Here is a 9,073-nt window from a genome sequence, read left to right on the forward strand (position 1 = left end):
CTGCTCGCCACCGCCGGCTCGACTGTCGATGGCCGCACCATCGATGACGCGATGCTGCAGCAGATCGCCTCGAGCTATGACCCCAAGACCTATGGCGCGCGGCTCAACATCGAGCACATTCGCGGCGTCACGGGGGAAAGCCCCTTTCGTGCCTATGGCGACGTGGTCGAGCTGTCGATCGGCAAGACCGACGTCAATTTCAACGGCAAGAAGGAAACGCGCACCGCGCTGTTTGGCGTGTTCGATGTCAACGAGGACGCCAAGAAGCTCAACGATGCCGGGCAAAAGGTCTATCCCTCGATCGAGATCGAGCCGAACTTTGCGGGCAAGGGCTTCGCCTATCTCATGGGCTGCGCGCTCACCGACAGCCCCGCGTCGATCGCCACCCAGCGCCTGGAATTCAACCGCTCGCTGCCGGGCGTGCTCACCGTGGCGGGCGAAACGCCCGAGCCGCTGGAATTCCCCGACGATGGCGAAGCCACCGGCACTGGCATCATCGCGGCATTCACCGCCGCGCTGGATCGCGTCGCGTCCAAATTCACGCCGGCCACCAAGACTGAACCCACACCGCAAGCCGACCCGGCCCAGCCCGCCACGATGGACTTCGCCCTACTGCGCCCGCTGTTCGAGGAGCTCGGCACCAGTTTCTCGAAGGCCGTCGTCGATCTGCGCAGCGAGTTCCGCACCGATGCCGATGCCCTGGCCGTCAAGCTGCAGAAGCTGGAAGCCAACCTCGAAAAGACCCCGGCCCACGACTATCGCGCCCGCCCCCGCTCGGACGGTAGCGCCGCAAAGTATGCCGACGTTTTCTAAGCCGCCGCTCGCCCGCCCCGCACCCCGTCACCACAGGACCTGAAAAACATGGGTTACAATCTCTCCGATCGCGGCCGCCGGGCGCTCGACGATCTCTATGCTGCCATCCAGCAGCGCAATAACGCGCCTCGCGGTGTCAGCCGTCAGTTCTCGCTGGATCCGACCTCGGAACAGCGGCTCGAGGATCTGCAGCGCGAGAATGTGGGCTTCCTGCAGCGCATCAACGTGCCTGGTGTGCGCGATCTCACCGGCCAGGTGATCGGCTTGGGCGCTACCAACATGATTGCCTCGCGCCGCAGCCGCCCGAACCTGCCGCGCCAGCCCCGCTACGTCGGCCAGATGCAGGAACGCGAGTACCTGCTCAAGAACACCCTGTTCGATACCTGGCTGCCCTGGGAGACCATCGACAACTGGTCGAAATTCCCCGACTTCGCCACGCGGTATTCGCGCCAAGTGGCTATCTCGGTGGCGCTCTCGCGCATCATGGTCGGCTTCCACGGTCTGACCGCAGCGGCCGACACCGATGCTGATGAAAACCCGATGGGCGAAGATGTCAACATCGGGTGGCTGCAGAAGCTGCGTCTCGAACGCCCCGACCACGTCATGGGCCGCAACACGGTCACGGCCGGCGGCGTGACCACCGCCACGGGCACCGCCAAGCCGATCTATATCGGCAAGGATGCCAACACGGCCGATGGCGATTACAAGAACATCGATGCCCTGGCCTATGACCTGATCGCTGGCATGCCGGCCTGGGCGCGTGCGTCGACCGACCACGTTGTAATCGTGTCGCAGGATCTGGTGGACGAGAAGTACTTCCCCATGATCAACCGGCCGCTGGCCGACACGATCGATGGTGGCCGTTCGACCAGCGATCAGGTGACCAGCGACATCGTCATGTCGACCAAGCAGATCGGCGGGCGCCCTGCGGCGATCGTGCCGTTCTTCCCGGAAAAGACCATGCTGATCACGCCACTGGGCCAGCCCAACGCAACCGACAGCAGCAACCTTTCGATCTACTACCAGGAAGGCTCGCGTCGCCGCTACATCGAGGACAAGCCCGAGCTGATGGCCGCGCTGGTCGACTACAATTCGGTGAACGAAGGCTATGTGATCGAGCACACCGATTACGCCGTCATGGCCGAGAACATCGAGTTCGGCGACCGCCCGTAATACCCGAGGGCGTCGAAGGGGGACCTGCCGTGGCCGGCGGCACCCCGGAGCCAGCGCACCGCAGGGGAGGCCACGTGCCCCTGCGGACCACCCGCAACAGGACCAAGCCCCATGAGCAGCCCTTTCCGGCGCCACAAGCAGCGGGTGCAGGCCATCCGCGCCGGCGCCGCCCCGTCTACCGACAGCACGGCACCGGCCGAGCCGGACACCAGCACGCCCGAGGGCAAGGAATACGCTGCTCTGCGCGTGCTGCTCCACGACAACCTGCGCGCCCTGAAGGACATCGCCAGCCACGAGGCGCGCATCCCCAAGAAGCGCGAATTCGCCGGAGCTTTCGAAGCCTGGATCAAGGGCGCGCTCGAGGCCGGCGACCAGGGCAAGGCGGCGCAGGACGAAATCCTCGTCACCAACATGCTCTGGGCGATCGACTATCGCGATTTCGACTATGCACTTGCCCTGGCCGAGCACGCGATCCGCTTTCACCTCGTGCTGCCTGGCTTCACCCGCACCATTGCGTGCGTCGTCGCCGAGGAAATCGCCGAACGCGCCTTGGCCCAGGCCGAGACCGTCCCGCACGAGGCGCTGTTGCGCACGCTCGAACTGATCCACGGCGCGGACATGCCAGACCCGGCGCTGGCCAAGCTCTACAAGGCCCTCGGCCGCAGCTTCGCGCGCAAGGCCGACGATTTCGACCCGGCGGCCGACAATGCCCCGGCCGGTGGCAAGGCCGCCTATATCGAAGCGGCGCTCAACACGCTGTCCCGCGCGCTGGTCCTCGACCGCAACATCGGCGTCAGGAAGGATCTCGACCGGCTCACGCGCCAGAAGAAAGCCCTCGCAGAGCAGGCCGCCACCGTCACGACCTAATCCACGAATCGCCCACGGCGCTGGGGGGCGGATGGCGGGTTGTGCAGCCGCTTTGCGGTGACGCCCAGCCAACCATCCCCACCCCCCAAAACCTTCAAGGAAGCGCACCATGTCCACTGGCGTCATTGCAGTCCCTGCCGGCCCTTGGGATCCCGATGGTGCGCAGGTCGTGGCCGATGGCTGGTTCCCGGCAGTCAAGCTCGATACCGTGCGCTACTCGGTGCGCCTGGGCAAAGGCACGATCACGACCCAGCGGCTGACCATGGCGATCGAGGGCGGCATGCTGCACGCATTCCGCGAGCTGGCAGACTGGCGCACAGCCAAGGCCGCTGCGGGGATCGCGAAACTTGAAGATGTCACGGCAGACCAGCTCAACGGCGCCAATCTGGCGGTTAAGCTTTGGGAGCGCATCGTCACGAATTTCGCCGCCGCCGATCTCTATGCATCCGATCGCGATGTCAGCGCCACCGATCAGGGCCTTGATCGCGCCGCTGAAAAGGACACAGCCGCCGATGAAGCCCGTCGGGTCGCACTAGGAGCTGTGGCCGATCTGCGCTCCATCGGTGGCGCGCAAATCGGCCGCAACCGCGTGAGACTGATCTGATGGCGATCCGCGAACATCCCACGCCCTGCATCAAATGCCGGTGGAGCAATTGCGAAAGCGGCAAAGTCGTCTGCTCTCGCCCTCTCAAAGCGCGCAGTTGCCCCGTGATTGGCCTCGAAATCATCCGGGTGAACAAACCGGCTGCCACCGAACGTCGGGGCTGGCGCGTGTGGCTTGTATTGCGCCGGAAATGCGGCGCAGCAGGCCGCTTCTTCAGCGCATATTGACGTGGCCCGCACTGCCACCTCCCTCCAAGGCGAAACCGTCGATGAAGTCTGCTGGCGCGTGCTGGGCTATACCCGCACCGTGGTCGAGCAGGTCCTCGACCTGAACCCGGGCCTTGCAGCGCTTGGCCCACGCCTCCCCGCCGGCAGCCCGATAATCCTGCCGGAGGCCTCATCTTCGGCCGCCACCCAAACCCTCGAAACTGTGAGCCTGTGGGACTGATGCGCAAGGATGACAGCCTCCGCCAGCTGCTCGCCACGTCGATCGAGGATCTGGCCAACTCCCCCGAGCGCCTGCGTATCTGGGTTGACCGCGGAACCGTGCAATGCAGGCAGACGGCGACGTTTGGCTTCACCATGTCCTACCGTGTCAACGTCCTGCTCATGGATATGACCACCGATATCGCTGCGGTGGTCTACGTGATCTGCGCCTGGCTACGGGTGAACCAGCCCGACCTGCTCGCCCCAGGCAAGGATGCCTTTGCGCTGGATCACGATGTCATCGACAACGAAACCTATGACGCGCTGATCCAGATCGACCTTACCCAGAACGTTACCTGCGCGCTCAACGCCCAGGGCAAGATGCAGGTCACATACCTGGCGGAGCCCGATCCTCTCTTTGCCGACGATCGTCCCTTCCCGGGCCTCGATGCTATCCCCGTTCTCAGGGCGGTGTCCGTCACTGGTGAGGGCCAGATTGCTCCCTTCGATCCGGCCGCGTGATGGCTGACGAAGATCTCGCCCGGCTCGACGAATGGTTCGGCCGCATCCTGCATGGACTATCCCCGGCCGAGCGCAAGCGCACCGCCATGAAGCTGGGCCAGGCCCTGCGCCGCGCGAACCTCAAGCGCATCAGCTCCAACACCAACCCGGACGGCACCCCGTTCGAACGGCGCAAGGCCCGGTATGACCGCCGGGGCCGCCTACGCATAAAGGCCGGCGCCAAGATGTTTCGCGGCCTGAGCAAGGCCAAACAGTGGAAGATCGATGCCGACGAGGATGGCGTGGAGCTGGCACCTGTTTCCCCAGTCACCGCGCGCATGGGCCGCGTGAGCCAGTTCGGTGAGACCATTACGGTCGGGCGCCTGCGCAATGGAAAGCGCATCCGTGCGCGCTACCCTGAACGACACCTGCTCGGCCTGTCGGACGAGGATGAAGATCTCGCCATGCTGGTCGCGGCCGGAATGATCGAGCCGGATTAGGTAGAGCCAGCCTCTACCCGCCCAGCGCCTCCTCGCGCGCGCGAAGCCGCGCCATGCCGGGGCAATGGCTGACAGCACCACCGCGATTGACCTTTCCCAGCTCCCCGCCCCAACGGTGGTGGAGCAGCTCTCGTATGAGGACATCCGCGCCCAGGCTGTGGCCAAGATGGTCGAGGATCTGCCCACCTTTGACGCCACGGTAACCAGCGACCCGGCGGTCAAGGTGCTCGAGGTCTACGCCTATCGCGAGCTGCTCTTGCGCCAGCAGTTCAACGAGCGGGCCAAGCAGGTCATGCTTGCCTATGCCACTGGCAGCAATCTCGACCAGCTGGGCGCGCTGCTGAACGTCAAGCGGCTCCCCGGAGAGCTGGACGATCCATACAAGGCGCGCATCCAGCTGGCGCCCGAAGCCTTTTCAGTAGCTGGTCCAGCCAGCGCCTATCGCTTCTACGCGCTGTCGGCCGCGAACACCGTGGCAGACGCCAGCGTTACCAGCCCCAGGCCGGACGATATCCGCGCGCTCGTGCTGGGCGTGCTGGCCGCCCATGGCGCCGCCGCCGGCCTGGTTGCCGATATGACCGCCGCCCTCGATGGCGCGATCTGGCCGGGCACCGTGATCGTGGCGTTGCTGTCCAGCCTGGGAGACGGCTCGGCTAGCGACGACGAGATCGAGGCGGTGGAATTGGCCGTTGCCGATGACGAGGACGTGCGCCCGGTCACCGATCTGCCCCAGGTGCGCTCGGCCGAGATCATCGATTACGAGATCGATATCGACCTGGTGCTGTTTTCCGGGCCAGACGAGACTGTGGTGCTCGCCGCCGCGCAGGCGGGCGTGGAAGCCTACAAGGCCACCTCGCGCAAGCTGGGCCGCTCGATCACGCGCGCGGGCCTCTATGCCGCCGCCGTCGTCGCCGGTGTGCAAAATGCGCTGATTAACGAGCCCCCGGCAGACGTCGAGATCGGCAAGACGCAATGCGCCAATTGCGTGGGCACTGCGGTGAGGATCGCCGGCCGTGTCGAGTGACAGCCTGCTCCCACCCAACAGCACTCCGCTCGAGGTTGCGCTTGCGCGCCTGGGCCTGCGCTTTGATGACATCGACCTGCCGATCGAGCAGCTGTGGGATCCATGGCATTGCCCGATCGCCGCGCTGCCGTGGCTGGCTTGGTCGCTCTCTGTCGATAAATGGGACGCCGATTGGTCCGAAGCGGAAAAGCGCGCTGCCACAGCCCGCGCGATCGAGGATCAGCGGCGCAAGGGCAGCGTAACGGCGGTCAAGACCGCACTCGCCGGCATCGACAGCCTGTTGACGCTGGTGGAGTGGCACCAGACAGCGCCGCGCGGCGTGCCGCACACCTTTGCCGTGCATCTGCCTGCGATCGGCACGGATGGTGTGGCCGGTGGCGCGCGCGTGTCTGCTGCCACCACCGCGCAGATCATTGCCGATGTCGTCCGCGTCTCCCCCGCGCGCAGCCACTTCGACGTCGTGATCGACCTGGCCGTGGCCGGCGCCACCGCCGCCACCGGCGCCGCCCATGCCGCGCTCTATCGCCGCGTCGCTGCCGTGCCGGACACCAGCGGCACCGATTGGGCCGCGCTGATCACCGACGAGATCGGCGAGCCGCTGACCGACGACACCGGCCAATTTCTTGATGGGAGTGCCTGATGACTGCGCTTGTCCTGCAAATCACCGACGCTGGGCGCGCGGCCATGGTCGATCCGGCCGGGGGCACGCGCACCGTGCACATCGTCGAAGCCGGGCTTACCCAAGCCGCGTTTGTGGCCGCGCCCACGCTGGAGGTGCTGCCCGGCGAATTCAAGCGGATCGATACGGTTTCCGGCCTCGCCGTGGCACCGGATACCGTGCACCTCACGCTGCGTGACAGCGGCACCGATAGCTATGCCGTTCGCGGCATTGCCCTCTACCTCAATGATGGCACGCTGTTTGCCGTCTTTGGCCAGCCCGATCCGATCCTTGAGAAGGCCGCTGCCGCGACGTTCTACCTGGCGATCGATTGGACACTCGCGGCCGCCGATGTAGCCGCGATCACGTTCGGCGACACGAGTTTTCTCAATCCCCCGGCCACCGAAACGGTTTCCGGCGTGGCCCAGCTGGCAACCATTGCCGAGGCGCTGGCCGGCGCAGTGGGCGACAAAATCATCACGCCCGCCGTGATGGCCGAAGTCCTCGCCGGCTATGTCAACGCGGCCCAGCTCGGCGCAGCGAGCGGCGTGGCGACGCTCGGCGCCGATGGCAAGCTCGCTGTCGATCAGCGCCCGGCGATCGACCTGATCGACGTGTGGCCGGTGGCTGATCAGGCCGCCATGTTGGCCAAGGCCGATGCCACGGTGGGCGACTTCGCCGTGCGCGCCGATAATGGCCTGGTCTATGTGCTCCAGGCCCTTCCGCCCAGCACGCTGGCGAATTGGCTCGAGATTTCGACGCCGGCGCCCGTGTCATCTGTTAATGGCCGGGTCGGCGCCGTGGTGCTCAATGCCGGGGACGTTGGCGCGGTGCCCAGCGGACGCAAAGTCCAGACCAACGGCGGCCTGCTCTCGGGCGGCGGCACGCTGGCGGGCGATCTTACCCTCACGCTCAATCCCGCCAGTGCTGCCGAGGCTGCAGCCGGCGCGGCGGGCGACAAGGTGCTCACCCCGGCGAGCCTGGCCACGATCCTCGCCACCTTGGCCGCCAAGGCCAATGGCGCTGCAACCGTCTCGGCCGGCGGCCTGCTGACCGGCGGCGGTGCGCTCGCCGGCAATCCCACGATCAACCTGGCAGCGGCCAGCGCGGCCGAGATCCTGGCGGGCACCGAAGGTGGCAAGGCAGCCACGCCCGCCGGCCTGGCCGGCCTGCCCAAGAGCCTGACACCCAATGGCTATTGGACGCTGCCCGGTGGGCTCAAGCTGATGTGGGTGCAGGTGCGCCAGGTGATCACCACCGAGCGCGTGCTCACCGTCGCTTACCCCGACAGCTTCGCCGCGTTCGTCGTCCCCATTTCGCTGACCGGGTGGAACACCGCATTCTCGATCAGCCGCGATCTCTGGCTGCAGTTCGTCGGCGAACCGGGTCTCTCGTCCTGCACGATCCAGACCCAGTCCGACGACGGCCAAGACATGCGCCTCGACGGCTTCAACGCATTTTTCCTGGGGGTGTGACGATGTCCCACATCTACTACAGCGCCGCGCGTGGCGGCTTTTTCCACGCCGCCAACCACCCAGTCCTGCCCGAGGACGCGGTGCGCATTTCGCGCCTGCGCCATCGCCAGCTGATGGACGCGCAGTCCCAGGGCCGCCAGATCGTGCCGAACGACGCGGGGCGACCTGTCCTGGCCGCCGTGGTGCCCCCCAGCATCGAGCAGCTGCGCGTGCGGGCGAGTACCGCGGTCAATGCCGAAGCAACGCGCCGGATCAAGGCCATCGCTACGATCGAACGGCAGACCAACGACAACGCCGTGATCGCCCAGGCCGCCCTGGCCGCCGCCACCGGCGCCCCGGCGCCGGCAGGCCTGGCCGAAGCGCTCGCCCGCCGTGCCGCGATCGACGCGATCCGCGCGGCGTCCAACCGCATCGTCACCGTTATCGCGCAGATGCCGGCGGCCAACCTCACCGATTTTGACGCCACGGCCGACCGGCTGTGGGTGGAGGGCTGATCCATGGCCAAGATTTCCGACCTGCCCAAAGTCGCCGCACCAGATGGTGCGGAAACCGTGGTGGTGCTCAAGGATGGTGAGGCCAAGCGCGTTGATCTGGCGCCGCTGGTGGAGGCCGGCGCCGCGCCGGTTTTGGCCGAGGCGGGCAACTTGCGCGATGAAGCAGCGGAGGCGGCGGACCTGGCTGGCCGCTACGCCAATGCGGCAACCGACGCAGATATCCCTGGTGCGCCTGCCGGTGCGCGCGGGGCCTATTACTGGACGCTGGTCGCGCAGAACCTGCTTGCCAGTCTGCAGGCAACAGCCACCGACAACGCTGCTGCCGTTGCCCTGCTGCGGCAGATTGCGACGCAAACGATTGGCCGCCCGGTCGCGCCAATTGCCGGCGCAGCCACCACCTATCCCGTAACGATGCGTGATGCTGCCCTGCAGGCCGGCGCCATTGAAACCATTCCGCTCTATGTGCGCGGCGCAGGGCCCCTGCAATTGACCCTCTACACGGTGAGCGGCCCGCTGCTCACGCGCGTGGCGACGTACAC

Annotated in this window: 12 protein-coding genes; all 12 read left to right on the forward strand. The window is 66.4% G+C overall.

The genetic code is table 11. The annotated features are described in order from the left end of the window. Positions 1–813, forward strand: an 813-nt coding sequence (locus tag C8K14_RS21735) for a GPO family capsid scaffolding protein (protein WP_158271999.1), incomplete at its 5' end; no start/stop codon positions are given. A gap of 48 nt (positions 814–861) precedes the next feature. Next, entirely contained in the window at positions 862–1,986 is a 1,125-nt protein-coding gene (locus tag C8K14_RS21740) for a P2 family phage major capsid protein (RefSeq protein ID WP_107719184.1), read from the forward strand. 111 nt (positions 1,987–2,097) lie between these two features. Then, positions 2,098–2,853, forward strand: a complete 756-nt coding sequence (gene gpM, locus C8K14_RS21745) for a phage terminase small subunit (RefSeq protein ID WP_107719186.1) — start codon at positions 2,098–2,100, stop codon at positions 2,851–2,853. Between the two features lie 109 nt (positions 2,854–2,962). Continuing rightward, positions 2,963–3,457 carry a head completion/stabilization protein gene (locus C8K14_RS21750; RefSeq protein WP_107719189.1) on the forward strand — a complete coding sequence of 165 codons (495 nt, stop codon included), beginning with the start codon at positions 2,963–2,965 and terminating at the stop codon, positions 3,455–3,457. Between the two features lie 228 nt (positions 3,458–3,685). After that, positions 3,686–3,904, forward strand: coding sequence for a tail protein X (locus tag C8K14_RS21755; protein ID WP_107719202.1), 219 nt, complete (start codon positions 3,686–3,688; stop codon positions 3,902–3,904). Further along, positions 3,904–4,404: a phage tail protein gene (locus tag C8K14_RS21760; protein WP_107719190.1), complete on the forward strand. Its 501-nt coding sequence runs from the start codon at positions 3,904–3,906 to the stop codon at positions 4,402–4,404. Before C8K14_RS21755 ends, C8K14_RS21760 begins: the two co-directional genes overlap by 1 nt. Next, positions 4,404–4,883, forward strand: a complete 480-nt coding sequence (locus tag C8K14_RS21765; RefSeq protein WP_107719192.1) for a phage virion morphogenesis protein — start codon at positions 4,404–4,406, stop codon at positions 4,881–4,883. Before C8K14_RS21760 ends, C8K14_RS21765 begins: the two co-directional genes overlap by 1 nt. Before the next feature lie 64 nt (positions 4,884–4,947). Next, a complete protein-coding gene (locus tag C8K14_RS21770) occupies positions 4,948–5,907 on the forward strand; it encodes a baseplate J/gp47 family protein (protein ID WP_107719194.1) in 960 nt (319 codons plus the stop codon). Next, positions 5,897–6,547: a phage tail protein I gene (locus tag C8K14_RS21775; protein WP_107719196.1), complete on the forward strand. Its 651-nt coding sequence runs from the start codon at positions 5,897–5,899 to the stop codon at positions 6,545–6,547. The genes C8K14_RS21770 and C8K14_RS21775 overlap by 11 nt, the downstream gene beginning before the upstream one ends. After that, complete coding sequence (locus tag C8K14_RS21780; RefSeq protein WP_107719198.1) at positions 6,547–8,040, forward strand: hypothetical protein; 1,494 nt, start codon at positions 6,547–6,549, stop codon at positions 8,038–8,040. Before C8K14_RS21775 ends, C8K14_RS21780 begins: the two co-directional genes overlap by 1 nt. A 2-nt stretch (positions 8,041–8,042) precedes the next feature. After that, a complete protein-coding gene (locus C8K14_RS21785) occupies positions 8,043–8,534 on the forward strand; it encodes a hypothetical protein (RefSeq protein ID WP_107719200.1) in 492 nt (163 codons plus the stop codon). A 3-nt stretch (positions 8,535–8,537) separates the two neighbouring features. Continuing rightward, positions 8,538–9,073: hypothetical protein (locus C8K14_RS21790; protein ID WP_133729719.1), on the forward strand; the 536-nt coding region annotated here is incomplete at its 3' end.

This window comes from Novosphingobium sp. GV079, assembly GCF_003058045.1.
GTDB classification, from domain to species: Bacteria; Pseudomonadota; Alphaproteobacteria; order Sphingomonadales; family Sphingomonadaceae; genus Novosphingobium; species Novosphingobium capsulatum.

Excerpts from the sequence above, each read along its gene's own strand:
- C8K14_RS21740 (WP_107719184.1), top strand. The coding sequence starts at position 862 with ATGGGTTACAATCTCTCCGATCGCGGCCGCCGGGCGCTCGACGATCTC.
- gpM (WP_107719186.1), top strand. The coding sequence starts at position 2,098 with ATGAGCAGCCCTTTCCGGCGCCACAAGCAGCGGGTGCAGGCCATCCGC.
- C8K14_RS21750 (WP_107719189.1), top strand. The coding sequence starts at position 2,963 with ATGTCCACTGGCGTCATTGCAGTCCCTGCCGGCCCTTGGGATCCCGAT.
- C8K14_RS21760 (WP_107719190.1), top strand. The coding sequence starts at position 3,904 with ATGCGCAAGGATGACAGCCTCCGCCAGCTGCTCGCCACGTCGATCGAG.
- C8K14_RS21765 (WP_107719192.1), top strand. The coding sequence starts at position 4,404 with ATGGCTGACGAAGATCTCGCCCGGCTCGACGAATGGTTCGGCCGCATC.
- C8K14_RS21770 (WP_107719194.1), top strand. The coding sequence starts at position 4,948 with ATGGCTGACAGCACCACCGCGATTGACCTTTCCCAGCTCCCCGCCCCA.
- C8K14_RS21780 (WP_107719198.1), top strand. The coding sequence starts at position 6,547 with ATGACTGCGCTTGTCCTGCAAATCACCGACGCTGGGCGCGCGGCCATG.
- C8K14_RS21785 (WP_107719200.1), top strand. The coding sequence starts at position 8,043 with ATGTCCCACATCTACTACAGCGCCGCGCGTGGCGGCTTTTTCCACGCC.